The 25,998-nt window shown below is 63.4% G+C and carries 27 protein-coding genes; 16 read left to right on the forward strand and 11 right to left on the reverse strand.

Annotated elements, in window-relative coordinates:
• The first annotated feature begins 135 nt into the window (after positions 1-135).
• The 10 genes from GN330_RS13965 to GN330_RS14010 are packed head-to-tail and all read left to right on the forward strand — an operon-like array spanning position 136 to position 9,433.
• A complete protein-coding gene (locus tag GN330_RS13965; RefSeq protein ID WP_197435167.1) occupies positions 136-1,404 on the forward strand; it encodes an acyclic terpene utilization AtuA family protein in 1,269 nt (422 codons plus the stop codon).
• A gap of 1 nt (position 1,405) precedes the next feature.
• Entirely contained in the window at positions 1,406-1,729 is a 324-nt protein-coding gene (locus tag GN330_RS13970) for a DUF4387 domain-containing protein (protein ID WP_156713299.1), read from the forward strand.
• A gap of 13 nt (positions 1,730-1,742) precedes the next feature.
• Entirely contained in the window at positions 1,743-2,810 is a 1,068-nt protein-coding gene (locus GN330_RS13975) for an ABC transporter ATP-binding protein (protein ID WP_156713300.1), read from the forward strand.
• Complete coding sequence (locus GN330_RS13980) at positions 2,807-3,661, forward strand: ABC transporter permease (RefSeq protein WP_156713301.1); 855 nt, start codon at positions 2,807-2,809, stop codon at positions 3,659-3,661. The genes GN330_RS13975 and GN330_RS13980 overlap by 4 nt, the downstream gene beginning before the upstream one ends.
• Positions 3,658-4,464, forward strand: coding sequence for an ABC transporter permease (locus tag GN330_RS13985; RefSeq protein ID WP_156713302.1), 807 nt, complete (start codon positions 3,658-3,660; stop codon positions 4,462-4,464). The genes GN330_RS13980 and GN330_RS13985 overlap by 4 nt, the downstream gene beginning before the upstream one ends.
• Before the next feature lie 23 nt (positions 4,465-4,487).
• Entirely contained in the window at positions 4,488-5,705 is a 1,218-nt protein-coding gene (locus GN330_RS13990; RefSeq protein WP_156713303.1) for a CaiB/BaiF CoA transferase family protein, read from the forward strand.
• A gap of 7 nt (positions 5,706-5,712) precedes the next feature.
• Positions 5,713-6,867, forward strand: a complete 1,155-nt coding sequence (locus tag GN330_RS13995; RefSeq protein ID WP_156713304.1) for a thiolase family protein — start codon at positions 5,713-5,715, stop codon at positions 6,865-6,867.
• Positions 6,864-7,292: a Zn-ribbon domain-containing OB-fold protein gene (locus GN330_RS14000; RefSeq protein WP_156713305.1), complete on the forward strand. Its 429-nt coding sequence runs from the start codon at positions 6,864-6,866 to the stop codon at positions 7,290-7,292. Before GN330_RS13995 ends, GN330_RS14000 begins: the two co-directional genes overlap by 4 nt.
• A complete protein-coding gene (lhpI, locus tag GN330_RS14005; protein ID WP_425487167.1) occupies positions 7,186-8,265 on the forward strand; it encodes a bifunctional Delta(1)-pyrroline-2-carboxylate/Delta(1)-piperideine-2-carboxylate reductase in 1,080 nt (359 codons plus the stop codon). The genes GN330_RS14000 and lhpI overlap by 107 nt, the downstream gene beginning before the upstream one ends.
• The gene (locus GN330_RS14010; RefSeq protein ID WP_156713306.1) at positions 8,189-9,433 is read left to right on the forward strand and encodes an MFS transporter; all 1,245 of its coding nucleotides are present in this window, start codon (positions 8,189-8,191) and stop codon (positions 9,431-9,433) included. The genes lhpI and GN330_RS14010 overlap by 77 nt, the downstream gene beginning before the upstream one ends.
• Before the next feature lie 223 nt (positions 9,434-9,656).
• Here the strand turns inward: GN330_RS14010 and GN330_RS14015 are convergent, their stop codons facing one another.
• Complete coding sequence (locus tag GN330_RS14015; RefSeq protein ID WP_156713307.1) at positions 9,657-12,068, reverse strand: DUF3772 domain-containing protein; 2,412 nt, start codon at positions 12,066-12,068, stop codon at positions 9,657-9,659.
• Positions 12,069-12,344: 276 nt separating this feature from the next.
• Here GN330_RS14015 and GN330_RS14020 point away from each other — a divergent pair, with 276 nt between their 5' ends.
• The 6 genes from GN330_RS14020 to GN330_RS23500 all read left to right on the forward strand — a co-directional run bounded on the left by GN330_RS14020 (position 12,345) and on the right by GN330_RS23500 (position 18,505).
• Entirely contained in the window at positions 12,345-13,229 is an 885-nt protein-coding gene (locus tag GN330_RS14020) for a LysR family transcriptional regulator (RefSeq protein WP_156713308.1), read from the forward strand.
• A gap of 149 nt (positions 13,230-13,378) precedes the next feature.
• On the forward strand, positions 13,379-14,380 hold the full coding sequence (locus tag GN330_RS14025; RefSeq protein WP_156713309.1) for a L,D-transpeptidase: 1,002 nt from the start codon (positions 13,379-13,381) through the stop codon (positions 14,378-14,380).
• Between the two features lie 118 nt (positions 14,381-14,498).
• A complete protein-coding gene (locus tag GN330_RS14030; RefSeq protein WP_156713310.1) occupies positions 14,499-15,125 on the forward strand; it encodes a lysozyme inhibitor LprI family protein in 627 nt (208 codons plus the stop codon).
• 10 nt (positions 15,126-15,135) lie between these two features.
• A complete protein-coding gene (locus tag GN330_RS14035; protein ID WP_197435168.1) occupies positions 15,136-17,202 on the forward strand; it encodes a M13 family metallopeptidase in 2,067 nt (688 codons plus the stop codon).
• Positions 17,203-17,231: 29 nt separating this feature from the next.
• Entirely contained in the window at positions 17,232-17,546 is a 315-nt protein-coding gene (locus GN330_RS14040) for a hypothetical protein (protein ID WP_156713312.1), read from the forward strand.
• 185 nt (positions 17,547-17,731) lie between these two features.
• Positions 17,732-18,505: a hypothetical protein gene (locus GN330_RS23500; protein ID WP_197435169.1), complete on the forward strand. Its 774-nt coding sequence runs from the start codon at positions 17,732-17,734 to the stop codon at positions 18,503-18,505.
• A gap of 22 nt (positions 18,506-18,527) precedes the next feature.
• On the opposite strand, the gene GN330_RS23505 is transcribed toward GN330_RS23500, so the two are convergent.
• From GN330_RS23505 to GN330_RS14095, 10 genes are all read right to left on the reverse strand, one after another.
• On the reverse strand, positions 18,528-18,734 hold the full coding sequence (locus tag GN330_RS23505) for a DUF3955 domain-containing protein (protein ID WP_246188684.1): 207 nt from the start codon (positions 18,732-18,734) through the stop codon (positions 18,528-18,530).
• Between the two features lie 242 nt (positions 18,735-18,976).
• Positions 18,977-19,642 carry an SH3 domain-containing protein gene (locus GN330_RS14055; protein WP_156713313.1) on the reverse strand — a complete coding sequence of 222 codons (666 nt, stop codon included), beginning with the start codon at positions 19,640-19,642 and terminating at the stop codon, positions 18,977-18,979.
• 101 nt (positions 19,643-19,743) lie between these two features.
• Positions 19,744-20,061: a hypothetical protein gene (locus GN330_RS14060; protein WP_156713314.1), complete on the reverse strand. Its 318-nt coding sequence runs from the start codon at positions 20,059-20,061 to the stop codon at positions 19,744-19,746.
• A 264-nt stretch (positions 20,062-20,325) separates the two neighbouring features.
• Positions 20,326-21,072, reverse strand: coding sequence for a hypothetical protein (locus GN330_RS14065; RefSeq protein WP_197435170.1), 747 nt, complete (start codon positions 21,070-21,072; stop codon positions 20,326-20,328).
• Between the two features lie 55 nt (positions 21,073-21,127).
• On the reverse strand, positions 21,128-22,486 hold the full coding sequence (locus tag GN330_RS14070) for an NAD(P)-binding protein (protein WP_156713316.1): 1,359 nt from the start codon (positions 22,484-22,486) through the stop codon (positions 21,128-21,130).
• Between the two features lie 115 nt (positions 22,487-22,601).
• On the reverse strand, positions 22,602-23,717 hold the full coding sequence (locus GN330_RS14075; RefSeq protein WP_197435171.1) for a nucleotidyltransferase family protein: 1,116 nt from the start codon (positions 23,715-23,717) through the stop codon (positions 22,602-22,604).
• 15 nt (positions 23,718-23,732) lie between these two features.
• Complete coding sequence (locus tag GN330_RS14080; protein ID WP_156713318.1) at positions 23,733-24,134, reverse strand: hypothetical protein; 402 nt, start codon at positions 24,132-24,134, stop codon at positions 23,733-23,735.
• A gap of 77 nt (positions 24,135-24,211) precedes the next feature.
• A complete protein-coding gene (locus tag GN330_RS14085; RefSeq protein ID WP_156713319.1) occupies positions 24,212-24,496 on the reverse strand; it encodes a hypothetical protein in 285 nt (94 codons plus the stop codon).
• A gap of 302 nt (positions 24,497-24,798) precedes the next feature.
• A complete protein-coding gene (locus GN330_RS14090) occupies positions 24,799-25,293 on the reverse strand; it encodes a MarR family winged helix-turn-helix transcriptional regulator (RefSeq protein ID WP_156713320.1) in 495 nt (164 codons plus the stop codon).
• Positions 25,290-25,991, reverse strand: a complete 702-nt coding sequence (locus tag GN330_RS14095; RefSeq protein WP_156713321.1) for a fumarylacetoacetate hydrolase family protein — start codon at positions 25,989-25,991, stop codon at positions 25,290-25,292. Before GN330_RS14095 ends, GN330_RS14090 begins: the two co-directional genes overlap by 4 nt.
• Between the last annotated feature and the right edge of the window lie 7 nt (positions 25,992-25,998).

Genomic DNA, 25,998 nt, shown 5'->3' on the forward strand with positions numbered 1-25,998 from the left:
CTGAAATTATAAAGTATTTTCTGGGTGTAATGTCATAAAGGCCGCTTTTAAATGGTAAATGTTGGTCCGGTAACAGTATTGACCCCGACGGGCACCTTGGGGTACGGATTTGGAGACGAGGCGCTGGCGCGGGGCATGAGCCTGAAACCCGCCGTGATTGCGGTGGATGCGGGCTCCACGGATCCTGGGCCCTCCTACCTGGGGTCCGGCAAGCCGCTGGTTTCCGACTACGGTATTCGCCGCGAGCTGAAGGTGCTGATTTCCGCCGCCCACGCCGCGGGCATTCCGGTGATCGTCGGCAGCGCCGGTGGAGCGGGCACGGGCGAGCAGGTCGATCGCACGACCGCGCTGGTGCGCGACATCGTTGCCGAGCTTGGCATTCACCTCAAACTTGCCTGGATCTACGCTGACATACCCATCGAACGGGCCAAGGCGGCGGTACGTGCGGGCGTGATCGAGGACTTCGAAGCCGGCACGCCGCTGACCGAAGATATCCTGGATAGCACGTGCAGCCTGGTGGCGCAGATGGGGCACGAGCCGATCTGCGAGGCGCTGGAAGGTGGTGCCGATGTGATCATTGCAGGGCGTGCGTGCGATGATTCCGTGATCGCATCATTCCCGATCTGGCGCGGCGCCGATCCGGCGCTCGCCATCCACATGGGCAAAATCCTTGAATGCGGGGCATTCTCGGCCGAGCCGTTTGCCATGGATGTGATGCTCGGCACGCTCTACGACGATCATTTTATCCTGGAGCCAGGCAGCACCGAGCGCCGGGCATCGGTCAAATCGGTCGCCGCTCATTCGCTTTATGAGCGGGAGAATCCGTTTTCGCAGGGCGGTCCGGGCCATCAGATGGATTTGTCGAACTGTGCCTTCGAGCAGGTGACGGAGCGACAGGTCAAAGTGGTTGGCGCAAGAATGACGGCCACCGACGACTACTACGTCAAGCTCGAAGGCGCGCGCCTGGCCGGCTACCACTCCATTTGCATCGCCGGCATGCGCTGTCCGACATTTGCAGGGGCCGTCGGCGGTCTCCTGGACGAAGCCCGTGCCAGGGCGGTCGACTATATTGCGCCTGAGAAGGCACACATCACCTTCCACCTTTATGGCCGCAACGGTGTGATGAAGGAACTCGAACTCGCTCCGCCGTCGGGGCACGAACTGGGCCTCGTCATCGACGTCGTGGCTCAAACGCAAGAGCTTGCCCACGCGGTCTGCCATCACATCAGTGGGGGGCTTTTGCACCGTCATTATCCCGACGTCATCAATCCGTCCGGCAATCTGGCATTTCCCTATTCGCCGTCGGATATCGATCTGGGCCCGCATTACGAGTTCAGTGCCTATCATCTGATGAAGGTGGGGTCGCCGACCGAGCTTTTCCCCGTCCATTTCGAGGAACTGTGAAATGAGCAGCCGTCCTTTGCACGAACTGGCAGACATCGTCCGCAGCAAGAACGCCGGTCCCTATCGCATCACTTTCGACGTCATGTTTACCGACAGGGCACGCTACGAGCAGGTGCGCGACAGCGAGGCGATTAGGCCGCAAACGGTCGCGGCCGCCTACGGTCTCGACATTTCGCAAATATCCTCGTTTTTTCATGTTGACCAGGCGATGGCCATCAAGGTGACCATCATTCGCCCCCGCGCGCAGGGGGCTGCCGGCGATGGCGACATGTATGGTTGTCAGCACCATGTGCCGCTGATGAACATCGCTGTCCCAGTAACTTGATCGGGGGGATACCATGGCCAGCTTCATCGATGTCAAAAACCTGACCAAACGTTACGGCGACTATTTCGCCTTGAACGATGTGTCGGTGGAGGTGGCCGAAGGGGAGTTCCTGGCGCTGCTGGGGCCGAGTGGCTGTGGCAAGACGACCCTTTTGCGGTCGATCGCCGGTTTCATAGGCAGTATCGGCGGCGAAATATCGATAGACGGCCGCCCGATGCGTAATCTCCCGCCCAACCGGCGGCCGGTGAATACTGTTTTTCAGAATTACGCGTTGTTTCCCCACATGACGGTGGTGGAAAACGTTGCTTATGGTCCGCGCCGCAATGGTGAAGGCCGCCGCGCGGCGGTCGAGCACGCTGAACGGAGCCTGTCGACCGTCGGCATGCTTGAGTTCAAGGCGCGCTATCCGGCGCAGCTTTCCGGCGGCCAGCAGCAGCGGGTCGCTCTGGCACGGGCAATCGCCAACCGGCCGAAAGTGCTGCTGCTCGACGAGCCGCTTGGCGCGCTCGATCTCAAGCTCCGCAAGCAAATGCAGATCGAGTTGAAGGCCCTGCAGCAATCGCTGGGCATGACTTTCGTGTTTGTTACCCACGATCAGGAAGAAGCGCTGGTGATGGCCGACCGCATCGCGGTGATGGAAGCCGGTCGCATCGTGCAGATCGGCACGGGCGAGGAAATTTACCACAAGCCGGCAACGCGTTATGTCGCCGATTTCATCGGCGATGCGAATTTGATAGCCGCTCGCGTCACGGCTGAGGGAACGCTTGAAACCGAGGGCAAGGGGCTTTCCCTTCCGGTGCGGCACAATGCCAGCCCGGAAACCAAGGTGACCTATCTCATCCGGCCCGAGGCGATCTCGGTTTCTCCCGCGGCCCGGGCTGCGTCCGACGACGTGATCGATTTGAAGGCCGTCACCACCGACATCGTATTCGTCGGCAACGCCACGCGTGTCTATGTCGAGGCGCGCGGAGAAAAACTCGTGTGCCAGTTCCCGTCCTCCGAACGGGCCGCCGACTTCGAGCGCGGGCAAACGGTGCATGTCTCCTGGCATCGTGACAACGGTCAGGTGCTCGCACGATGAGGATCAGGAACTTCTGGGCGGCAATCCTTATTGCCCTGCCGCTTGCCTTCATGGCGGCGTTCTTTCTGGTGCCGTTTCTCGTTACGGTGACGGCCAGCCTTCAGACTGCGGACGGTGCCTGGACGCTCGCCAATTACAAGAAGATCGTCGCCGACAGCTACTACCCCGGCATCTTCTATACGACCTTCAAGCTCTCGCTTATCTCGACCATCGTGTCGTTTCTTATCGGCTATCCCATAGCCTACTACATCGTGAATATGGTCGAGAGCCGCTCGGCCCGGCGGGTCTGCTACGTGCTCGTAATCATGCCGCTGTTTACGAGCAATATCGTACGCTCCTTCGGCTGGCTGATACTGCTTGGACGCCAGGGGCTGGTGAACCAGGCGATGGTGGCGATGGGTATCATCGACCGTCCTGTGCCCATTCTGTTTACCGAAACGGCAATCGTCATCGGACTGGCTTATATCCTGGTGCCCTTCATGGTGCTGACCATCTCTAGCGTGCTGCAAACGATCGACCGGTCGTTGGTGGAAGCCTCGCTCGATCTTGGCAGCAGCCGGTTGGCGACCTTCCTCCACATCACTTTGCCGCTTAGCTTGCCTGGCGTGATCGCAGGCTCGCTGATCGTCTTTACGCTGGCCGTCAGCGCCTATGTGGTGCCGGCCATCATGAGCGGCGGGCGCGTGGTCGTCATGGCGATGCCGATATTCGACAATTACGCCACCTTGTTCGACTTCAATTTCGGTGCTGCGCTCGCGGTCGGACTGCTGATCGTCACGCTGATCCTCATCGCGCTTTACCTGCTCTTCATCGAACGCCGCGGCCGCAGCCAGATCGCGAGGCAGTCATGAGCATCGTCGACCGCATTGCGCGTCTTTTCGTCATTCTTCTGGCTTGGGCCGGGCTTGTCTTCCTCGCGCTGCCGCTCGTTATCATCGTGGCGACCTCCTTCACCGAGACGGAATTCCTGAAATTTCCGCCGGTCGGCTTCACGTGGCGCTGGTACGGGCGGTTTCTGGAGGACCAGTCCTATCTCAGCGCGATCTGGACCAGCGTCTCCATCGCGGGACTGGCTACGGCAATAGCGGTGGTTATCGGTGTGCTCGTCGCGCTCGTCATCGCGCGCAGCGAACTCAAGGGCCGGCAGCTTTTGAACACGATCTTCATCGCGCCGCTCATCCTGCCCACCATCGTTATCGGCGCGGCGCTTTTGCAGTACGCCAATGCCCTGGGGTTTGCGCGCAGCTTCTTTGCGCTGGTCGTCGGGCACACGGTGATCGTGGTTCCCTATGTGCTCAGAACCGTGCTGGCCTCGCTCGAACGTTTCGACCAGTCGCTGGAAGAGGCAAGTTTCGATCTCGGCGGCAATGCCGTCTCGACCTTCTTCCTGGTCACGCTTCCAATCATCAAGCCCGGTCTCGTGGCGGGAGCGCTCTTCGCCTTTATTATCTCGTGGATCAACGTCGAATTGTCGATCTTCAACGCGACCGCGCAACTGATGCCGATCCCGGTCAAGCTCTTCAATTACGTTCAATATGCCGTCGACCCGATGCTGGCCGCCGTTTCGGCCGCCACGATCTATGTCGCGGTCCTCGCGGTGATCGTGCTCGACATCCTTGTCGGCATCGACCGTGTCGCCGCCTCCCAGAAATGATCAAGTGAGAAGGGGTTTTCGTAATGCTCACCGATCCCGAAACCGCGGGCGATCCGTCCGCACTTGGGGATATCAAGGTTCTCGAATTGGGCTCGATGCTCGCCGGGCCGTTTGTCGGCTCGTTGCTGGGTGATTTCGGTGCTTGCGTCGTCAAGGTCGAAAAGCCCGGAAAGCCGGATGCTCTGCGCGAGTGGCCGCCGCACAAGGAGGAGGTTCCCCTGTGGTGGAAAACGATGGCGCGCAACAAGCATGCAATCACGCTGGACATTTCCCGCCCCGATGCCCGCGACATCGCGCTGAGGCTGATCGGGGAAAGCGATATCGTCATCGAAAACTTCCGGCCCGGCACGCTTGAGCGCTGGGGCCTGTCGCCGAGCGAACTGCGAGAGCGGTTCCCGCGCGTCATCTGGGTACGGGTGAGCGGCTGGGGCCAGGACGGTCCCAAGAGCCAGCAGGGCGGGTATGCGACAATCGCCGAGGCGTTCTCCGGCCTTTCCTCGTTCACCGGCCATCCGGACAAGGGTCCGATGGTCTCCGCCTTTCCGCTGGGCGACTATCTTGCCGGTGTCTTCGGAGCCTTCGGCGCGCTTGCCGCGCTGCACCGGCGAGAAAACACCGGGCAGGGCCAGATCATCGACGTTGCGCTCTACGAGCCGATCCTGCGCATCATCGAGTCGGTGGTCGTACGTTACGACCAGACTGGTCGTGGCAAGCCGCTCCTGGGAAACCAGATGGAAGAGGACGTGCCGCGCAATGTCTACGCGACGGCGGACGGTGGCGCGATTGCGATCAGTTGCGGGTCGCAGGGAATCTACGAGGGGCTTGCCAATGCCATGGGCCGGCCGGATCTGGTCACCGATCCCCGATTTCTATCGATGGCGCTCAGGGTCGAAAACCGCGAGGTGATCGATTCCGAAGTGGCCGCATGGGTGGCAACGCAGGCGACCGATGCTGTGCTCGACAAGCTGCAGGACCACCGCGTGGTGGCTGGTAAGGTCAACCGCATCGAAGACGTCTTCACTGATGCGCATGTCGCCGCCCGCAAGGCGATTGAGACCATCGTTGACGACCAGTTGGGCCCGCTCAGGATGCCGGCTCCCTCGCCCAGGCTGTCCGATACGCCCGGCCGCATACGCTGGGCGGGGCAGGTATCGGGTGCGGCCAACGAGGAAGTCTTTGGCCGGTGGCTCGGCATGAGTGGCGCTTCAATCGCCGCGCTGCGCGAACAGAAAATCATTTGAGGATTTCATGAAGAACGGCAGCCAGATCGGCATCATCGGCTATGGTGCCACCGCTTACGAAAAAAAGACAAACCGGACGCTGTTCTCGTTCCTGTCGGAAGCCGGGCGAAGTGCCCTCGACTCGGCCGGTCTTGCCTTCTCCGATGTCGACGGTCTTGCAATCTCTTCCTTCAAGCTGCCGCCCGACAACACAGTGACAACGGCCGAGCAGTTCGGCATGACGATCTCCTGGGCATATCTCGGCACTGCCGGCAGTGCCGGCCCTGTTGCCAGCATCATCAATGCCGTTCACGCGATCGAAAGCGGACAGGCAACGACAGTTCTTTGCATTGCCGGAGACAATTACGACGTCGGCGGTCATTTTAAGTTGATGGACGATTTCAGCCGTGGTTTGCGCAATTACGGCACGCCGTTGGGTTTCGGTGGCGCCAACGGGCTGTTTGCCATTATCCAGCGCAAGCACATGGAAAAATACGGCACCCGGCCGGAGGATCTCGGTCGCATTTCCGTCGGCCAGCGCAAGAGTGCCCGGCAGAACGAGCGTGCCCTTCTTCGCGGCCCCATGACGATCGACGATTACCTCAGTTCGCGGATGATCGCCGATCCGATCCGGCTCTACGACTGCGTTCTGCCGTGCGCGGGAGCCGAGGCCGTGGTGGTGACGAGCCTCGACCGGGCCAGTCCGGGCAAGGGAGTCAGGGTGGTGACTGGCTACGAGAGGCACAACTACCCGCCGATGGAGATCGCCCCGCTCACTGGCGGCTGGAAATTGTTTGCGGACCGTCTTTATGAAGACGCCGGTTACGGCCCGAAGGACATGGATTTCGTACAACTCTACGACGATTACCCGATCATGGCGGCGATCCAGTTCGAGGATCTGGGTTTCTGTGCGAAGGGGGAAGTCAGCCAATACCTCGCCGACAACACTTTTGACTGGGAAGGCTCGGTGCCGCTCAACACTGGCGGCGGACAATTGTCGTGCGGTCAGGCCGGCATCGCCGGCGGAATGCTGAGTGTAACCGAGGCAGTGCGTCAGCTCCGCGGCGAGGGTGGCGGCCGTCAGGTAGCCAACGCCAAACGCGGGCTGGTGGCGGGTTACGGCATGGTCGGTTACGGCCACGGACTTTCCGCAAGTACCATCATCCTGGAGGCGGCCCAATGAGCCGGGTTCAAGACTATCCGCTTCCCTATGAGGATGAAGACAACCGCGAATTCCTCGCCGCTTGGCGCGATGAGGGGCGGCTGCTTTTGCAGCAAGCGGTGGAGGGCGGGCGGCCGTTCTTCTATCCCCGGCCGATTTGTCCGTATACGGGCTCGGCCGACCTGGTTTTTAAACCTGCGAGCGGCAGGGGCGAGATCGTATCCTACGCGTTGGTGCTTCGGCCCAACCATCCCGTCTTCAACGAGGAAGTTCCCATCATACTGGCGGAAATCGAGCTGGAAGAAGGGGCATCGCTGCTGGGGCGCATTATCTGCGAGGATGCCGGCCGGATCGCCAGCGGCCTGGGCGTCGAGGTGCTGCCGCCGGAAGAGGCCAGGCGCTATCCGCTGCCGACGTTCCGTCTGCGGGAAAAAGTCGATGCGTGAAGACGTCCTCAACTTCACCGATGCCGACGTGGCCGGATGCCTGGAATGGGGGGAGTTGGTCGACGCCTTGGACGATGCGTTCAAACGCGGCGCCGAAAGCCCGCCGCGGCCGCATTTCGACATTGAAGTTCCCGGCGAGCCGAATGGCAATCTTTTGTTGATGCCGGCTTGGGTGGCTGGCCGCCACATCGGGCTGAAGACGGTGACGGTTTTTCCTGGAAACGCGGCGCGCAACGAGCCGAGCGTCAACGCCCAATATCTGCTGTTCAGCGCGGCGACCGGGGCAATCGTGGCCGTGTTTGAAGGTGGCGTTCTGACGGTACGCCGTACAGCGGCCGCTTCGGCGCTGGCATCACGCTACCTTTCGCGCGCCGATGCACGGCGTCTGCTGATCGTCGGTACGGGGCGACTGAGTTCCAACCTGGCTTCGGCCCATGCCTCGGTTCGCACGTTCGAGGAGATCGTCATCTGGGGACGCGACGCCGAAAAGGCGCGGAAAATTGCTGGAAAACTGGCCGACGAAGGACTGCCGGCCCGCCCCGCCGGAGAATTGCGGGCCGAGGTGGAGGCAGCGGATATCATCTCATGCTGCACGCTCGCGCGTGCCCCGATCATCAAAGGCGAATGGCTCAAGCCCGGTGCCCATCTCGATCTCGTTGGTGCCTTCACGCCGCAGATGCGCGAGGCCGATGAAGCTGCGCTCATGCGCAGCCGCGTTTTCGTCGACACGTTTGAAGGGGCGCTTTCAGAGTCGGGCGAACTGGTACACGCGCTCAACTCCGGCGCACTTGCGCGCGGCGATATCCAGGCGAGCCTCTTCGAACTGACGCGCGGCGAGCATTCTGGGCGGGAAGGATTGAGCGACATCACGCTTTTCAAATCGGTCGGCTGTTCTCTTGAAGATCTTGCCGCGGCCGAACTATGCGTTGCGCGGTCTGCCTCCCGATCGCGCGATGCCACCGCCGCGGTCTGATCAGCCGCGGCGGGCGAATCTGCTCGGGGCGAGGGGCATCCCGTTCGTCTACGCGGTTGCGGTGCTGGCGCGCAGTTCCATCATCATCGTCATTCCGACGCTTGCCTATCGTGGACTTGGCGAGGCGAGCATGGTCAGCGCGGTCTATCTTGTCGCGAGCGGTTTCGGGCTTCTCGCCAGCCTGTCGCTGCCGCCCGTGCTTCAGGCGCTTGGACCATGGCGGCTGATGATCGCGGCTTCGGCAATCGGGATAGCGGCCGCGGTACTTTTCTCTATTCCCGGGCCGTTGACCCTGATTGCCGCGTTGACGTTGCACTTCCTGATGGTTCAGCTTTTTGAGATCGTCACCAATATCTATACGCTGAACACGGTTTCGCGCCACGACCTCGCCCGCTTTGAGCCGCGACGTATAATGTTCGCCGGCGTCGCCTACATCGCGGGGCCTTTCGTCGGCGCTTACCTGCTTGAATGCGGCCCGCTGTGGCTGCCGTTCGCGCTGAGCGGTGCATGCGCGATGCTCGTCCCCTTGATCATGATCTGGGTCCTGCCCGATGCGCGGATGCCGGAGACACCGTCCGTGGCCGGCGTGGAGGGCGGGCTGGCGATCCGTCGGTTTCTCCGCCAACCCCGGCTCCGCCTCGCCTGGGTTCTGGCGATTGGGCGCGCCGGATGGTGGCAGATGTTCTTTGTCTACACGCCCATTCTCGCGGCAGCCAACGGCATCGGCATTGCGCATACCGGAACCATAGCCGGCTTGGCATCGGCGCTGTTGTTGCTCGCTCCACTTTGGGGAGTGGTGTTACGTGGGCTCGGGCTGCGGCGCTTTTTTGTCATTGCCTATGGCGCCTGCGGTGCAGCGACGGCCGCGGCCGGCATCCTGGCCGATTGGTCTTTCGGCTGGGCGACCGCGGCTCTCTTTGCTTCGGCAGTTGCGATCAGTGGCGTTGACAGCGCCGGCAATGCGCCTTTCATGCGTGCCGTCAAAAGCCGTGAGCGCCTTCGGATGGTTCCTATCTACAATACCTATCGGGAGATGTCGCAAATCGTCCCGGCGGCCGTATATACCGTGCTGTTGACGATTTTCGGCGTTTCGTCGGTATTCGTCATATCGGGCGTGGCACTTGTCGTGCTTTCCTTACTCGGCACGAAATTGCCCCGCCGGGCGTGATGTCCAATCCGGGTGAAATAGTTCGGGCGGTGTGGCGGCAACCGGACTGCCACACCAATTCCACGGCAAGACAAGCTTATGCCGTGGCACAGTCACGCCATCGGCGCGCGACGCCGCTGAGGGCGCGCAAGACGAAGGTCGAGCGATCCATTTGGGAAGGAACGGCTCCAGCCGTCTTTTTCCGACGCGGACGTTCCCAGGCGGTCTCGGCGGACTCGACCGGTCAGGCTTCCGGCGTGCGCGGAACCTCGCCCGCCTTGCCGGTCTCGATCTCCTTGCGCGAGCGGCCTAGCGCCTTGGCGAGGTCCTCGACATTGCGCACGGTGATGTCGCGTTGCGGGAAGGGAATCTCGATGCCGGCCTTGCCCAGTTCATTGTAAATCTCGAACAGAAGGTCGGAGCGGGCCGTCAGCACGTTGGAGACGTCCTTGAGGAAGCAGCGCAACTCGAAGTCGAGCGAGCTTTCGCCGAGACCCATGAACAGGACCGATGCTTCGGGATAGGACAGCACCATGTCGTTGTCCTTGACCGCATCCAGCAGGATCCGCCTGGTCTTCTCCAGGTCGCTGCCATAGGCGACGCCGACCGGAACGATCAGGCGCCCGGTCTGTGTGGTCAGCGTCATGTTTTTCACCGTGCCGGCGATTAGGTCGGAATTCGGCACGATGACGTCGTGCCGGTCGAAGGTCTGGATGCGGGTCGAGCGCACCGCGATCTTGCGCACGATGCCCGAGTGCCCCGACACTTCGATCCAGTCGCCTTCCTTGATCGGCCGCTCGACCAGCAGAATGATGCCCGACACGAAGTTAGACACGATCGCCTGCAGGCCGAAGCCGATACCCACCGAAAGTGCGCCGGCGACGATGGCCAGATTGGAAAGGTCGAGTCCGGCGGCTGACACCGCGATCAGCGCCGCCAGCGTGATGCCGGCATAACCGAGCCCGGTCAGCACGGCGTTGCGTCCGCCGCTGTCGAGCCGTGTCCGGGGTAGGACGGAGGTGCCGAGAAAGCGCTGCAGCCAGCGTGTGGTGAACACGCCGAGCACGAAGACGGCGATCAGGGTGAAGACCACGCCGATCGAAACTCTTACGCCGGCGATCTCCACGCCCTGCGTGAGTAGGATCCAGACTTCCGAAATGTCGGCGACCCGCGCGCCCCAGATCAGCGCGAACGCGGGTACCGAGGCGACAAGCACCACAAGGCCGAGAGCGAAGGGTAAGAGTGTGACCGCCACGCGTTCGTCGGGCCGGTGGCCGCCCAGCAACCGCGTCACCGTGACGGTCAGAAAATGGTTAAGAGCCAGGCAGAAGGCGAGCAGCGCCAGCGACAGCACCATCGGCACCATCGCCTGGCGTGCGATCTGGACATAGCCGGCGATCGAAAACAGCACCGCCAGCGCGGCCGCGAATTGCAGCGCGCGCGTGATGAGGCCGGTCAGAGAGATTGCCGACTCGTCGGTGGTCGGTGGCGTCCCGCCGGTCTCGTCCTGCATGCCGGGCGATGCTCGCAAAAGGCTCGCCAGACGCCACAACAGCACGCTGCCGGCCACGACGATGATCGCCGCCATCACCGAGCGCGAGGCAGGCGTGAACTGGAAGTCGCGTTCCATCGCCTCTAGGATCGTCTCGAACACCAGAACGAGCCCGAGCGCGAGCGCGATCCATGTCGCGCGCGCCGCCGTCTGGTCGCTTTGGTCGATGAGCCGGCGATCCGGCTCGCTCGGTGCGAACACCACGTGCGCGAGCCAGTAGGCGATGACCAAGAACAGTCCCAGGGTGACGACGATCGCGTTGAGAGATTTGGCCGATGGCGGGGCCAGCCGCAGCGACAGGAAGGCCGTTGCCAGCAGGCCGGCGCCGATTGCCGGGAGCGCGAGCCGCAGCACCAGCGCCAGGCCGGTGAAACCACGTTTGCGAATCCCGGTCGCCGCGCCGGCACTGGCGGCTTCGACGCGGCGGATCGCGCGCGGATGCACGAACAGGAGCGCAAACAGTCCGATCGCCGACAGCAGGCCCGCCAGCGGCAGGCGCTGGCGCACCAGCGCCCCCTGCGTCGGGCTGGTGATGATGTCGCCGACTTCGTTCGCCACGCGGCCCAGATAGGCGGACAATTCGCTCAGCGCCGGCAGCCAGTAGGTCGGCACCAGCGGCGAGGGTTCGCGGGCAAACAGCTCGGTCCGTTGTCGGGCGCGGATCAGCTTGTCGATCTCCTCGATCAACACTTCGGCGCGATTGTAGGCCTGTTGGGCGGCCAGCACCGGCGCGTCGGCGACCGCGATCGCTTCGAGCAGTTCCTTGCGCTGCGTGGCGACGCGTTCCGGTTCCGCGTCTTTTTCGCTCGGCGCCGGGCCCAGAGCTTCGAGCCGCGCCTTCAAAGTCAGCGTTTCGATATTGCCACGCTCGATAATGTCCAACGCCTCGCTGCGGTTCGCGGCGACGTCGCTCCTGAGTATCTCCAGCGCGTCGTTCGAGGCGCGTGCATTGCGCAACGCCTCCTCGGCCCGCTCCGCCGTTTCGTTCCATTCGGCCACACGCTGCTCGAATGGATCTGGAGCGTCCTGCGCGCGCGTCGGCATGGCGCCGAGCCAGACGACCAGCGCGAGGGCGGCGAGGATCAGCGTGGTGAAGCGCGGCATGCGTTCTTCCGATTTCTTGCGAGTGCGTCGATATTGGCCCGATTTTGCCGCCGCGAACAAGGTATCCTCTCCACGCTTTCTACGCGCGCAGGCCGGCGGCGCCGAGGATTGGCACAAAGTCGGCCTTTGTCCGACGCGGCCGCCATGCTGTATTTTGGCTTGGTTCGGGAGATTGAATTTGTGCGATGACCGAATAGACGACGAATGCGGGCGGGAGGTGCTGGTCGAGCGGTTCAGCGCACGATTGCGTGCTGAGCGGCGGGGACGGTTTCGGTCATGAACAGACACACCACGAACATGCGGGCCCTGGAAATCTTCGAGGCCGTTTCCCGGCACGAATCAATCCACCGGGCGGCCGCCGAGCTCGGGGTCACCCAAAGCGCGGTCAGCCACCAGCTTCGTAAGCTGACCGAGACGGTGGGCGAGAAGGTTGTGGTCCGGTCGGGGCGCGGCATCATGGTCACGCCGGCCGGTCGGCGCCTGGCGGCCAAGCTGCAGGTGGCGTTTACCCAGATCGAGCGGTCGCTGGCCGAAGTGGTGGGTAGCCACCGCGACGTGTTGCGGCTGGCGATCTGCAGCAGTTTCGCGCCCGGCTGGCTGATCGGCCGGCTCGGCAGTTTTTATGCCGCGCACCCCGATATCGATCTGCAACTGCGCATGTATGCCCAGGACCCCGAACTCACCGACACCGTCGCCGACGCCTTCGTAACCACCTTCCCCAAGGAGCTGGGCTTCTGGGCGATGCAGCTTCAGGCCGAAAATCTCATCGCGGTGGCCCCTGCGCCCGAAAATCGGTTCGCGCCGCAAAGCCTGCCCTTGATCACCACGACGCTCGATCCGCTGCGTCTGGGCGGCGACTGGATCGCCTGGTCGAAAATCGCCGGCGTGGCGCTGAATGACATCCATACCGGCCGCTGGCTGCAGACGTCGCATTACCTGCTCGCGCTGGAAATGGCCAAGAACGGGCATGGCATGGCGCTTGTCCCAGACTTCCTGGCCGAGCGCGATATCGCGGCGGGACTGCTCAGGGCGCTGTCGCCGGCGCGCCTGCCGACAGATGAGGATTATTATCTGTGCATCAAGGCTTCGCGGCGCGACGAGACGGCTTTGCGGGCCTTCGAGGCCTGGTTCCGACGCCAAGTCGTCGACCAGGATGAGTGAGGCAGATGAGTACGATTCAACAATGGCAATGAAAACTCATTGGACCCTACTCGATTTATAGGCGGTAATAGGTGCCGACAGATCGCATGCCAACGTTCGTGGCGGCCGCGACGGACGGCCGAGCGGCATCGAGTCAATGGGAGCAAGATATGAGCGGAACTGGCCCGAAAGGCCTGACGCGACGTGATTTCCTCGCAGGCGGAGCCGCGGCCGCGGTCGCGTTTTTTGGCGCCGAAGGGATCGCCAAGGAAGTCCTCAAGGAAATCCATGAACTGAAGCCGGGCGAATTCACCTGGCATCCCGACCGGCAGCCGGACGGCCCGGTCGCTGTGGTGGTCTCGCTGCCCGAGCAGCTTGTCCACGTTTATCGCAATGGCGTGCGCATCGCGGTCTCGACCTGTTCGACGGGCAAGAAGGGGCACGGCACGCCGACCGGCGTGTTCGTCGTTCTGCAGAAGGACAAGCACCATCGCTCCTCGACCTACAACAACGCGCCGATGCCCAACATGAACCGGCTCACCTGGTCCGGGATCGCCTTGCACGCCGGCAAGCTGCCGGGTTATCCGGCCTCGCATGGCTGCATACGCCTGCCGCTGGACTTTTCCGCAAAACTCTTCACCATCACCCATCTCGGCACGCCGGTGATCATTTCCGGCACCCATTCAGATCCCTGGGAACTGAAACATCCCGGCATGGTGCTCAGCGGTTACGCCGAGCATGAATTCGAGGAAATCGAGGCGACCCTGAAGGGCAAGAAGCATCCCAAGGACTGGGCCGAGGCCGAATCCTATCCCGTCACCTCGGTGATCGCGTCTTCCTCCGGCAACGAGATACTGCTGGTGGAAAACGGTGAGATCCTGGCGAGGGGACGTCTGACGATCAAGGGTGGCGGCAAGCTCGGCAATCATGTCTTCGTGCTGCAGGGCGCGCATGGCGCGTCGCAGGGCATGCATTGGGCCGGGATCAGTCACAACCAGGAGGGCGTCGGCGCTTTCGCGCGCGAGGAAGACGTGCTTGTGCGCCTCACGGCCGATCATGCGTTCGTCGCCAAGATGGGCGCGCGCATGCATCCCGGCATGACGATGGTTGTCACTGATGCGCCGCTCCATCCCGACACAAGGTCGGGCAAGGACTTCGTCATCATGTCGTGAGTCGGCTGCGCCAAGCCGCGCTGTCGACGCGTTTTGACGCGCGGATCGGTCAGCGGTGCGGTGGCGCCCGTCCTCCAATTGTTCTGGCCGGCCCGTCCGGCAAACCGTGGAGAAAGCCATGCCCAGTCTCTTGCTGAGATTTTTTGTTGCGGGAGTGACCCTTCTTGCTGGCGGCGTTCCGGCTCTGGCTCAGGATGGACCGTCCTTCGATTGCGCAAAGGCGGAAAGCGGAGCCGAAAAGCTGATCTGCGGCGATGACGAACTGGCCGAACTCGACCGGCTGGTCGCAGACCGTTTCGCGGCCGCGGTCGCTGCGGTGAAGGCTCTCGACGCTGGTGCCGTCCAGGCCGAGAAGGAACTGCATGCCTATCAGCGCGGCTGGATCAAGGGGCGCGACGAATGCTGGAAGGCCGGCGACGAAAGAGATTGCGTCGAATTCAGCTATCTGCGCCGCGATGCCGAGCTGGTCACCCAGTTCATGCTTGAACAGCCGACCGGCACCACGACCTGGCAATGCGGGGACAGCTCGGCCAACGAGGTCGTCACCATGTTCTTCGACACGCGGCTACCCTCCGTCCGTTTCGAGCGCGGCGACAGCGTCGACACCGGCACATTGGTTCCGAGCGGGTCGGGTTCGAAATATGAAGGCAACTTCGGCCGTTCGATCTCGATCAAGGGCGACGTGGCGACCTATCGCGATCCCGATCCGGACGGTGCCGAATACGAATGCAGGTCCACGAACTGAGGAGGCCGTGATGTCCCGTTTTGCCGCCGCGCTTCTGTCCGGAGCCGCCTATGCTGCGCTGTGCGGGACTACGGTGGCGCAGGAACTGTCGCCGCTCGGTCCTGACGAGATGATGTTTTCGGTCGAAAACATGGATACCAGCGTCGATCCCAGCCAGGATTTCTACCGTTACGCCTCCGGTAGATGGCTCGACCGGGTCGAGCGGCCGCCGGATCGCGCCTCCTGGGGCGTGTTCGAAATCATGACCGAGCGCCTGATCAAGCAGATGGCCGCCGCCGCGGCCGAGGCGGGGCAGGCAGCCGCCGGTGCGCCCAAGGGCAGCGCCGTGCAGCTCGTGGGCGATTTCTACAACGCCTATATGGATGTCGAGGCGATCGACGCGTCGGGCATCGAGCCGGTGCGCGGCCTGCTCGACCGGATCGAGGCGATCGCCTCGTTGGACGACATGATCCGTTTCATGGCCGAGCAGGCGGTGATCGCGGGGCCGAGCCTGTTCGCCGTGGTCGCGCCGAGCACCGACCCCGCCGACAGCAAGCGCTACGCGATGTTCGTCGTGGGCCAGAGCTTCGGCGTCGACGAGAAATTTCTCGACATCTACCGCAATGCGCAGGGCGATCCGCGGGTGGACGCCTATCGCACCTATGTCGAAGACGTCATGACGATTGCCGGCTATGCGCCTGCCGATGCGGCCCGCATCGCCGAGACCACCCTTAAGATCGAGTTCGCGCTCTATGCCGGATTGCTGACGCCGGAGGAGGCCAACGATCCGCGCAACCGCTATGCCAAGAAGACCTATGACGAGGTGCAGGCGCTGATCCCCGCGCTCGATCTCGATCTCTACCTGGACACGATCGGATTCGCCAAGCCGGATGCGTTCTACATGTTCGAGCCGCGCGCCCTGCAGGCCCTGGCCGAGCTCTGGCGCACCACGTCGCTCGGCGCGCTCAAGGACTATGCCGCGTTTCGCGTCATCGACAATTACAAGCCCTTCCTGACCACGGCGCTTGACGCGCCGGCAAAGGCGCTCGATCTCGCCCTCGTCGGCGCCAGCGCCGACCGTCCGCGCCAGGATCGTCTCTACCGGCTCTTCATCGACACGCTCGGCCACCCGGCTTCCCGGATCTATGTCGACGCTCATTTTTCCGAGGAGACCAGGGCCGACGTGCTCGACATGGTCGAGCGTATTCACGCGGTATTCCGCTCTCGCATCAAGACCCGCGAATGGTTGTCGGAGGAGACCCGCGCACAGGCGCTCGAGAAGGCCGCCAAATTCTATTACAAGGTCGGTTATCCGGACAAATGGATCGATTTCTCGAGTGTCGATATCGGCCCCGACCCGGTTGCCAATATGATGAATCTCGGTGCCTTTTCGATGGCCCGCCTCGCCGAGAAGCTCAAACATCCGGTTGAGCACGACGAGTTCAATGCCTCCTCGACGCTGCCGATCGCGGTCAATGCGGCCTACAACCCGTCCATCAACGGCTTCGAGGTGTCGGCGGCGATCGTCCAGCCGCCGGCCTATGTACACGATATGGATGCGCCGCTGCGCTTTTGCCGCACGGGCGCGATCATCGGCCACGAAATGACCCACGGTTTCGACAGCGGCGGCCGGCGTTATGACGCCAACGGCAATTTCCGCGACTGGTGGACGCCGCAGGATGCGGAGGCCTTCGAGGCCGAGGCGCAGAAACTCATCGACCAGGCCAATGCTTTCGAGGTTCTGCCCGGCCTTCATGCCAACGGTCCGCTGAATGTCAGGGAGAACATGGCCGATGTGGGCGGGATCACCTTCGCCTACGAGGCGTTGATGACCTATCTCGACGAACATCCGCAGGAAAATGTCGAGATCGACGGCTTCACGCCGGCGCAGCGCTGCTTCCTGGGCTGGGCCCAGCTTTGGACGATGAAGGCGGCCGAACCCTATCTGCGCGCCATCGTCGCCGGCAACGGCCATCCGCCGAATTTCTACCGCACCGTTGCCGCGCTCCAACATGTCGACGCCTTCTACGAGGCTTTCGGGATCGAGGAGGGCGATCCGATGTGGCTGCCGCCGGCCAAGCGGGTCCATGCATGGTGAGGCGGCTTTTCGAAGGAGAGAGCGCAGACATGAGCAACGTTGCAAAAAGAAGTTCGCATGCGGTCATGCTGGCGGCCGTGGCCGCCATTGCCGGCTGTACGCAGACGGCGCCGCCGGACGACCAGCCGGCGCTGCGCTCGGGAAGCGCCGAGGATGAAAGGGCCTGCCTTGCGGCTGTTGCGGGGCAGACGGGAAACACGGTCTCGGTGCTCAGCTCGGAATTCTCCGAGGCGGCGACGCTGGTGATGGTCGGCGTCGGGCCGGATCGCGCGCCGTGGCGCTGCCTGATTTCCGGCGGCGTCGTGACCGAGGTGATGTCAACGGTCGACGAGGGCGCGCTTTAGATTTCGGCCCCGGCGGCGGCCTGTCGGTACGGTCCTGGGGGGGCGATCGGCGCGGCCGCCCTGTTGCTGCTCGTCAGGCTGGCGCGGCAGGCGGCATGACCGCATCACGCGCTTCTTGGCCGCGCCGCCTTCCCGGACTATTGTCGTCGACGAGGCGGCTTTGTTGGTGAAAAGGAACTGGCATCATGTTTGGCATGCTTCGCGTCCTATCGGTCTTTCTCGTCCTCTCGCTTTCGGCCGCGGGCCTTGCGCTCGCCTCCGACGCGGTCCGTCACCAGGAGGTGCGTTTCGCGGCCGGTGAGAGTTCCACCACGCTGTCCGATCGGATCCTTGGCTATGGTTCGGTCGACTATCTGCTCGACGCGCGCGCCGGCCAGACCATGACCGTCGTGTTCGAGCCCTCCAATGCCGGCGCCTATTTCAACATCTACGAGCCGGGCAAGGGGCCCGGCGAGGAAGCGATGTTCATCGGCGCGATCAACGGCAACGACTATTCGGGCGTGTTGCCCGCCGACGGCACCTATACCGTTCAGGTCTATCTCGTGCGGGCCGCGGCCCGGCGCGGCGAGGAGGCCGACTACCAGCTTCACATCGGCATCGACGCGATGGGCGGGCAAGCGGGCGCGGCGGCGCCGTCGACCGCAACCGGCGTGGCCGAGACCGACGCGCTGGTCGCGGACACGCCCTACCACGCCACCGGCAAGATCGATTGCACCTTTGCCGGCGACGAGAGCGTGACCAGCTGCGATTTCGGCGTCATTCGCGCCGGGGGATCGGTGGCGACGGTCGATATCACGTTTCCGGACGGCTTCAAGCGCACGCTCGACTTCGAAAACGGTGCTGTCACCAGCCCGCAATCCGGCGAGGTCATGGCCGATCGCGAGGAAGACACCACGTTCGTGACGATCGATGGTTCCGAGCACTTCGCCATTCCCGACGCTGTCATCGACGGCGGATGAGGGCGGCGCGCCGGGTTTTCGTTTATCCGTTTAGCCGGCGCAACCATCCCGCGACGAATGTGCCGGCAAGGCCGGCAATGCCGAGAAGAACGAGCAAATAGCCGATCGGAAGCAGGAAGAACGGCTCTCTCAGGACGCCGTTCTCATCGACATCGCTGCCGATCATGCGAAACGCCGCCAGGCATGCGAGGCCGGCGATGATCAGGATCGTCATCAGTTTCGCGGGCAATCTTTTCTCCGGGGCTCGCTGTGGCTTTCCGAAATGTAACGCGAAGGGGTTGTGCGAAATCGCGACGCGCCGAGCCGTGAAACCTGTCCCGGATTGGTTGGGCCATAACAGGCTCGAACGTTTGTATTCTTCACGGAAGTGTTTGAAATATGGCTCTGCGGCACCGGCCGCGGAGCCGTTGGCTCCACCATCGAGGGGGCGGGTCGAAACTTGCGACCTTGCCATGATCGCTGGCTGCAGCGTCACTCCCTCAGGTAACGACCGTTGACCCAGCCGGTGAATTTCTGGTCGAAACCCGCCTCGATCCTGCACCATCTGGACTGTCCATGCATGTCGCAGCCGAGATTGCGCACGCGATCTCCGTTGGCCAGTTCGCCGACAACCGGATTGCCGGTGCCGGGCGCCGAACGCACGTTGAGCGTGTCGTTGGCCGGTACGTTGGCCACGCGCCAGAAATCGGGCCCGCCCGAAAGTCCGTCTGCGTAGTCGGGATTCGCGGCCGCGCCGCCGCTGATGCTGATCGACAGCGCGTAGTCTGCCTCCTCGTCGCGGCGTGCCGCATTGCGCATCAGATAGACGCGGATGCGGTAGTCGCCGTCCTGCGGGAGAATGCCGGTAAAGGCGTTGCCGCCGCTCGAGCCGATATGGATCGCGGTCTCGCTGCCGGCCGGCATCAGGTTGAAATGGGCCGATGGGTTGGTGGTTTCGAACTCGATCGCCATTTCCTGGCCGGTGCCCGCGCCGAGCAGATAGTCGACGATCTCGTAACCCCGGATCGTTCCGCCGAGTGTTGTGCCGGAGGTGCCGGCTTCGAACCGGACCCTTTCCTCGCGTATCTCTTGCGCCCCGGCTTTGCCCAGTCCGAGAGCAAGCAGGGCCGCGATGGTGACGATTGAGAAAATCTGCATGCGGACACTCCTTATCCTCGGCCTGGGCGATGTCGCCTGCCGTTGAACACCCGCGGCAGGCTCGCGGCATTGTGCGCTCGGTCAGCTTTTCTGCGTGCGCTTCAGGCGTCGCATTCCGCCGGGCTGACGCCCACGACACTCTCGTAGCGACCATTGGCGGTGACGACCTCCGCGCAGGTCTGGGTGTCGGCGTTCCACCAATAGGCGGTCAGTCCGCGCGTCCGGGCCAGCTCGTAACCTCGCAATTGCAGTTGCGTTTCACCGCCGGCTCCGCGCGCGCCGACCAGGTCGGCGATATCGACGGGCGCCGCCGGTGCGTTCACGACGCCGGGAAGCGGTTCGCCGCCGCTGCCGCCAGTGTCGGTCTGGCAGCCGAGAAGCACGAGAAGAGGCACTGCAAGAAAGAGGCGTGGAAGCATGATCGAATTCCCATCGGTTGTCGGCGGCGTACGAAAGGATTGAACCCGTCGGTTACCTCCATGATCGAAGACTAGCGGAGAAACGGGCGACAAAAACCTGAAATCTGTTGGCGATGGATGACCTGATTTCACCAATGCCGCCGACTGCTCGCGGCGCTTCCGGTTTGTGGGATTGTATCGGAACGCCCGACGCTCGTGATCGGGCCGGGAACCACCGGCAGTCGAACGAAACCATCTAACGAGACCATCTAAAGACAAATGCCGCTAACAGGTCCCGAACCTGCCGTTGGTTGCATCGTGCGCGCCCGCCGTCTGGTGTCTCTGCGCCTCTGGCTCGGACTTAAGCGCAACACGTTCGCGCTCGACCTGGGTCATGATGTGGTCGACGATCTCCGCGTCGTTGTGCATCACGCTCTGGTCGATGAGCACCCAGTTCTGCTTTTCGCACAGTGCGCGCAGGACCCGCCGGACCTGTTGCTGGTAGGCACAGAATGCCTCTTGCGGGTCGCCGGTGAAACCGTCCCAGCGACCGATCTCGGTTTCCTTGAAGGCGCTGCGCCGTGCCCATGCCGCGCGCGGTTCCAGGTCCAGAAGCACCACCAGGTCCGGTTCGGCGGCCTCGGTGAAGAACCCGCGCAAGTGCTCGATCTCCATTCCGCTGCGCAGATGCGCCTTGGCGATGACCCGGTAGTAGGAGCCGTCGGTGACGTGCAGCGTGTCGGTGTTTCGCGCTGCCTGATGCTCGAAATACCGTCCCGTCGCCGCGAACCAGGCCGCGAGCAGGTGGAGGTAGAAACGGGTTCCCAGAAGATCCTGGCCGGGTTCGCCGCGAATTGGCCAGAGTGCCTCCTTGATCAGCGCCAGCCTGCCGTCGGCGAAACCGTCGCCGAACGAGATGTCCTTTTTGTCGACATAGACGGCCCGCCGGCCGCGCTCGGCCAGCGCGCGCGCGAGCTTGCGGCTAATATGGGTCTTGCCCGCCCCGTCGATGCCCTCGATCGCGATTAGCACAAAACGTCTCCTCGAAATCCCGTCCTCGCGCCGGTCGTAGGCCGAAAGGCGCCTTCTATTCGGCCGCAACGCCGAGGTCGGACTGGCGGTCGGCGTCCGCGCTGTCGTTGCCGGCAATGGCCGAACACGCGGCCGCCGCGGCGTAGCCGCCGCTGACAAGAGCGGGGATCAGGCCGCGAAACCGTCCGACGGCGTCGCCGCAAAACCAGATGTTTTCCGCCGGGCCCTTCAGGTCGAGATCGTTGCGCGGAAACGCGCCGACGCCCTCGATGGCGGGAAACAGACAAACGGTTTCCGCCGAATAGAGATCGGGAAACTGATCAACCAGAACCCTCAGGCTGCCGGCCAGGATCGCATGCAGCTCGGCATGCAGCATCGCGGCGATGTTGCCCCGGCGGAACTCCGCGCGCGGATGCCACGGCCGTCCGTCGAGCCCGGGCGTGCCCGTCGGGGTTCGGTCCAGAAATTCCGGCAGCGGCTGCCATAGCGCGCTGCCGCTGCCTGCGATCGCCGCCTGGTAGTGCCGCCAGATGCGCCTGCCTTTTTCGACCGCGTCGCCGGAAAAGCGTGCCAGAAGACCGAAATTGGAAAAGCCGGAAGGCGGGCCGTCGGAGCGGCCTGACAGGGCCGAAGGCCCGTTATAGGGAATAAGCCAGACCTCGCCATTGCGGCAGGTGCAGAAGGTTCTGACCTCGGTGCCGAGCGCGTTGATGATGTATTTGACGTCGGGCCTGTCGACCGCGTTCAGGAAACCGACGCGGTTGGGGTGCTCGATCCGGATACCGAATTCATATCTGAGCTCGGTCGTGGGCACGAGCCCCGGCATCAGGCTTGCCGTCGCTTGTGGGCCGAAACGGCCGGTGGCGACGATGATATGGCTGAAGTTCTCGTCGCGGGTAAAGCCGCCGGCCGGTCTGCTTCGCACTGTATAGCCCGTGCCGTGCCGGCTCACCTGTTCGACCGTCGTGCCGGTTCTGATCCACGGCCGGTAGTCGCGGCTCAGCGCGGCGATCAGTTCGGCCCGTTGTGCCAGCGTGCCGTAGCTCGACGGATAGTCCTTGGTTGTGATCGGGTCCCCGGTCCAGACGAAGTCGCCGCCATCTGCCCGGTCAGTGACCGGAACCTTGATGCCGACGCCGTCGAGCAGGGCGCTGATCTGGTCGTAGGCCGACCACAGCCGGTCCTTGTCGCGCAGCCGGTAGAGATGGGAGCCGGACGGGTGGAAGCTGAACTTGCCGTCGGAAAACAGGCCGGCGCCGCCGATGCCGCATCCGAGCTCGTCGGCCCTGTCGTGATGGCGCTCCTCCAGCGCCCGGCCGGCCTCGAACAGGCGAAACTCGATCCCGCTGGCGGCCAGGCAAAACGCCGCCGCCAGTCCCGCCGGTCCGCCGCCGATGATAGCAATACGCGCCATGTCCAAGCTCCTGCGATCAAGGTTCGTGCGCCGGCCGGTTCGGCCAGGCTGATGGTCGTTGCGCCCCATGGAAGAGTGTGGCCGCCGCGTCTTGGCGCGGGTCGGTATCGCGCCGTCAGGCGAGGGCGAAATCGTTCACCACCACGCGCGACAGCAGCTTGGGGATCAGATCGCCATAGTCGCCCGGGTCGGGAATGCTCTTCTGGTTCGGCATCAAAAGCGCAATCACATGGTCCGGGACCGGTGTTTCGAACAAACGCCTTTGCTGTTCGAAGACGTAAAACAGCGCCGAGGCAAAACCGTATTTGCGGGCCACGAGTAGCAGTTCGGCCCAGTCGATCGCCTCCTGGTGGTGGCGCACCAGCGCATCGATGTCGCCCAGCATATACGGCTTGACCGTGCCGTGCTGGAAGGCCTCGAAATAGGCGCGCGCGGCGCTGAACCACAGCGCGGTCGTCGGCCCCTGGCACCGGACGGCCTGCCCGAGCACGGTTTCCGGCCCCGCGCCGCGCCACACGTCTTCCTCCTCGACCCCGTCGGCCAGGCCGAAATGGATGTCGACGAAGACCGGCATCGAAACCGTGCCGTCGCCTTGGACGAAGGATTTTATCTGCCGCTGCCGCCACGCTCTGGGCAGCAGGCTGGCGTCGAAATCGGGCCGGACCGTCTCCACCTTGGTCACCGAGTGCAGGGCGTATTTATGTGCGAGCGTATTCTTGGTGATCCGGCGGAACATATGGGTGAAGGTTCCGTTGGCGGGATCGAACACGCCGTGTTTGAAGCCGAGCCCGTAGAGCGCCTTCTGGACGCGCCACAAATCTTTCGGCCGCACCATGATGTCGAGATCCTGCATCGGCCGCGAAACCGGATCCGGAAAGAGGGTCGCCGCCACCAGCGCGCCCTTGAAGATGTAGTAGTCGATGCCGGCGGTCTGGAACGTGTTGAGTATCTGTGCCAGCAGCCGGAACTGGACGATCGAACGGAGTTCGGAAAGCTTCGACCACCCGGCCATGTAGCCCGGCACCCAGTCGGGGATGTTTCGCCAGGCGCCCAGGCGGTCGAGATGAAACCGGCACAGCGGGATCGTCTGATAGGTTTCGGCTCGCCACAGCACATAGGCCCAGTCCATGTCCTGGCGGGTGAGGCGTACGAGCCGCTCGTCGCCGGCATCGTCGAGCCGCGGACGACAGGTCAAAAGCAGAAAGGTTTCCTCACGAGAAAGGTGGATCATCATCCCGCTCCCGCACTAGGTTTTCTGTGATGACTTCTTCGATTTGCTTTCGTCTTCGGGGGAGGCGGCTTCAGCTCCGGCGGCCGCGTCGCCATAGTGGCGCAGAAGCTGCCTGTACTGATCGAGCTGCTGGTCGAATTCGGCGAAATCGCGGTCGAAACCCTGGCCGAAGATTTCTTCCAGATTGGTCTGGCCCGCCGCCGCGCCCTCGGCGTCCTGCGCGGTCAGGTGCACGGCGTTGGAGGCGAGCGCGCTGAACGGAAACAGCGCCGGCACGTCGCTGTCGCGTCCGTTTTTGCGCCCCATATTCGCGCCGATATCCTGCAGGATCGGCACGGCCAGCTTGCCCGAAAGGGTGATCACAAAGGTTCCGTCATTCTCCTCGACGGTGTACCCGAACAACAGACCGTCGCCCATCCTTGCCTCCCATGGTTGTATGGTTCACTACGGTACGGAGCGCCTCCGTGACCGGACGCGCTCCGTGGTCGCCGGTGTCATGCGCGCGCGCGCTGAACGGAAAAGGACCTGCGGCGCAAGGCATTGCCGCGTTTCCACAGCCGGACCTCGGCCTTCGACAGGGCAAGCGCCCTGCGGCCCATTGCCAGCATCGCCCAGTATTTCTTCCGGTTGCCGCGATATTTGTGACGCTTGGCGAGCGCGAAGCAGTTCCGCGCCAGCTTCAGGTGACGGCCGGCCGGAGATGCCCAGAACCGAGTGGAGCGTTTCGCAGCCGGCTTGGCGCGGGCTGCCTGCAAAAACGGATTTCGCGAATAGGCCATGCTTTCTCCTCCTTCCTGAACCGGCTCAAGATAAAACAACCATAGGTAGCGGTCAACAAAAATACTTTATCTTAAGTAGCAGGAACGGATGAAGGACGGGCGCCGGCCGAACGGGTTTCTTCGCGATCTTGCGTTCGGACATGCGGCGGTGCGCGCGTCACCTTTGTCGCGCGTGCGATGCTTTCCGATTGACCACGGTCGCCAGGCTTTGCAGTTTGATCGCCCAGAGCGGCTACCGGCTTTCGTGAAAGATCATGCCGCGACGGCAACATTGACCGTAATGGCGGGCCGTCGAAGCGCCGTCACACTCGAGGCAGGCTGTGCGGTGCGCGGCTCAGCCTGTTGTTACCGTCCGCCATCTTGGCAAGCAATCCGATCAGCTGGGTGCGTTCGGACGAGGATAAGGGCTCGACCATGCGCTCCTGCGCCTGGCGGGCGAGCGGCAGCGCCCTGGCCAGCAGGTCGCGGCCGGCCCCGGTGATGGCGACGATCTTGGAGCGGCGGTCCTTGCGCGAGGGCGTGCGCGTGACGAGGTCGCGTTGCGCCAGTTTGCCGAGAACGACCACGATCGTCGTGCGGTCGAGGGCGGCGACGCGGCCGAGACTGGCCTGGTCCATCGCGCCGAACCGATCGAGCGCCGCGAGCAGGCCGAATTGCAGCGGCGTCAGGTCGACGGCGCTACACTCGTCCAGAAAGACCGCGACCCCGATCTGGTGGCATCGCCGCAGCAAATGCCCCGGCATGTCGAGGAAATTGTCTTCCTCGCCGCGTTCGGTGGTCGCGGCCCGGTCGTTCATGCCTCGGGCTCGCCGATGGTGGTGGTGATCGTGCCGAGGCCCTCGATCGCGACCGCGCATTCGTCGCCGGGCACCAGCGCGCCGACGCCCGCCGGCGTGCCGGTATAGATCAGGTCGCCGGGCGCGATATGCATCGACTGCGACAGGATCGTGATGATCTCGGGCACCGACCAGATCAGTTCCGACAGGTCGGCGTTCTGGCGCGTCACCCCGTTGACGCTGAGCCGGATCGACCCCGTGGCGGGATGCCCGCTTGCCGAAACCTTGTGGATTGGCCCGCAGACCGCGGAGCGGTCGAAGGCCTTGCCCCAGTCCCATGGCCGGCCCTTGTCGCGCGCCTCGAACTGCAGGTCGCGGCGGGTCAGGTCGTTGCCGATCGCATAGCCGTAGACGTGGTCGAGCGCGGCGTCCTCGGCGATCTTGAAGCCGGCGCGGCCGACCGCGACCACCAGTTCGGCCTCGTGATGCAGGTTCTTGGTCAACGGCGGATAGGCAATCGTGGCGCCGTCCTCCACGACGGCGTCGGCAGGTTTGGTGAAGAAGAACGGCGCCTCGCGGTCGGGATCCTTGCCCATCTCGCGAGCATGCGCGGCATAGTTGCGACCGACGCAGAAAATGCGGCGGACCGGAAAGCGCGCGGCCTCGCCGGCGACGGCGAGGCTCGGCTGCGGGGGAGGGGAAAAAACGTAGTCAGTCATGATGGGC

Origin of the sequence: Nitratireductor arenosus (genome assembly GCF_009742725.1) — a bacterium.
Lineage (GTDB): Bacteria > Pseudomonadota > Alphaproteobacteria > Rhizobiales > Rhizobiaceae > Mangrovimarina > Mangrovimarina arenosa.

Coding starts and splice junctions, on each gene's coding strand:
- GN330_RS13965 (WP_197435167.1), top strand. CDS start 136: ATGAGCCTGAAACCCGCCGTGATTGCGGTGGATGCGGGCTCCACGGAT.
- GN330_RS13970 (WP_156713299.1), top strand. CDS start 1,406: ATGAGCAGCCGTCCTTTGCACGAACTGGCAGACATCGTCCGCAGCAAG.
- GN330_RS13975 (WP_156713300.1), top strand. CDS start 1,743: ATGGCCAGCTTCATCGATGTCAAAAACCTGACCAAACGTTACGGCGAC.
- GN330_RS13980 (WP_156713301.1), top strand. CDS start 2,807: ATGAGGATCAGGAACTTCTGGGCGGCAATCCTTATTGCCCTGCCGCTT.
- GN330_RS13985 (WP_156713302.1), top strand. CDS start 3,658: ATGAGCATCGTCGACCGCATTGCGCGTCTTTTCGTCATTCTTCTGGCT.
- GN330_RS13990 (WP_156713303.1), top strand. CDS start 4,488: ATGCTCACCGATCCCGAAACCGCGGGCGATCCGTCCGCACTTGGGGAT.
- GN330_RS13995 (WP_156713304.1), top strand. CDS start 5,713: ATGAAGAACGGCAGCCAGATCGGCATCATCGGCTATGGTGCCACCGCT.
- GN330_RS14000 (WP_156713305.1), top strand. CDS start 6,864: ATGAGCCGGGTTCAAGACTATCCGCTTCCCTATGAGGATGAAGACAAC.
- lhpI (WP_425487167.1), top strand. CDS start 7,186: ATGCCGGCCGGATCGCCAGCGGCCTGGGCGTCGAGGTGCTGCCGCCGG.
- GN330_RS14015 (WP_156713307.1), bottom strand. CDS start 12,068: ATGCCGCGCTTCACCACGCTGATCCTCGCCGCCCTCGCGCTGGTCGTC.
- GN330_RS14020 (WP_156713308.1), top strand. CDS start 12,345: ATGAACAGACACACCACGAACATGCGGGCCCTGGAAATCTTCGAGGCC.
- GN330_RS14025 (WP_156713309.1), top strand. CDS start 13,379: ATGAGCGGAACTGGCCCGAAAGGCCTGACGCGACGTGATTTCCTCGCA.
- GN330_RS14030 (WP_156713310.1), top strand. CDS start 14,499: ATGCCCAGTCTCTTGCTGAGATTTTTTGTTGCGGGAGTGACCCTTCTT.
- GN330_RS14035 (WP_197435168.1), top strand. CDS start 15,136: ATGTCCCGTTTTGCCGCCGCGCTTCTGTCCGGAGCCGCCTATGCTGCG.
- GN330_RS14040 (WP_156713312.1), top strand. CDS start 17,232: ATGAGCAACGTTGCAAAAAGAAGTTCGCATGCGGTCATGCTGGCGGCC.
- GN330_RS23500 (WP_197435169.1), top strand. CDS start 17,732: ATGTTTGGCATGCTTCGCGTCCTATCGGTCTTTCTCGTCCTCTCGCTT.
- GN330_RS14055 (WP_156713313.1), bottom strand. CDS start 19,642: ATGCAGATTTTCTCAATCGTCACCATCGCGGCCCTGCTTGCTCTCGGA.
- GN330_RS14060 (WP_156713314.1), bottom strand. CDS start 20,061: ATGCTTCCACGCCTCTTTCTTGCAGTGCCTCTTCTCGTGCTTCTCGGC.
- GN330_RS14070 (WP_156713316.1), bottom strand. CDS start 22,486: ATGGCGCGTATTGCTATCATCGGCGGCGGACCGGCGGGACTGGCGGCG.
- GN330_RS14075 (WP_197435171.1), bottom strand. CDS start 23,717: ATGATCCACCTTTCTCGTGAGGAAACCTTTCTGCTTTTGACCTGTCGT.
- GN330_RS14080 (WP_156713318.1), bottom strand. CDS start 24,134: ATGGGCGACGGTCTGTTGTTCGGGTACACCGTCGAGGAGAATGACGGA.
- GN330_RS14085 (WP_156713319.1), bottom strand. CDS start 24,496: ATGGCCTATTCGCGAAATCCGTTTTTGCAGGCAGCCCGCGCCAAGCCG.
- GN330_RS14090 (WP_156713320.1), bottom strand. CDS start 25,293: ATGAACGACCGGGCCGCGACCACCGAACGCGGCGAGGAAGACAATTTC.
- GN330_RS14095 (WP_156713321.1), bottom strand. CDS start 25,991: ATGACTGACTACGTTTTTTCCCCTCCCCCGCAGCCGAGCCTCGCCGTC.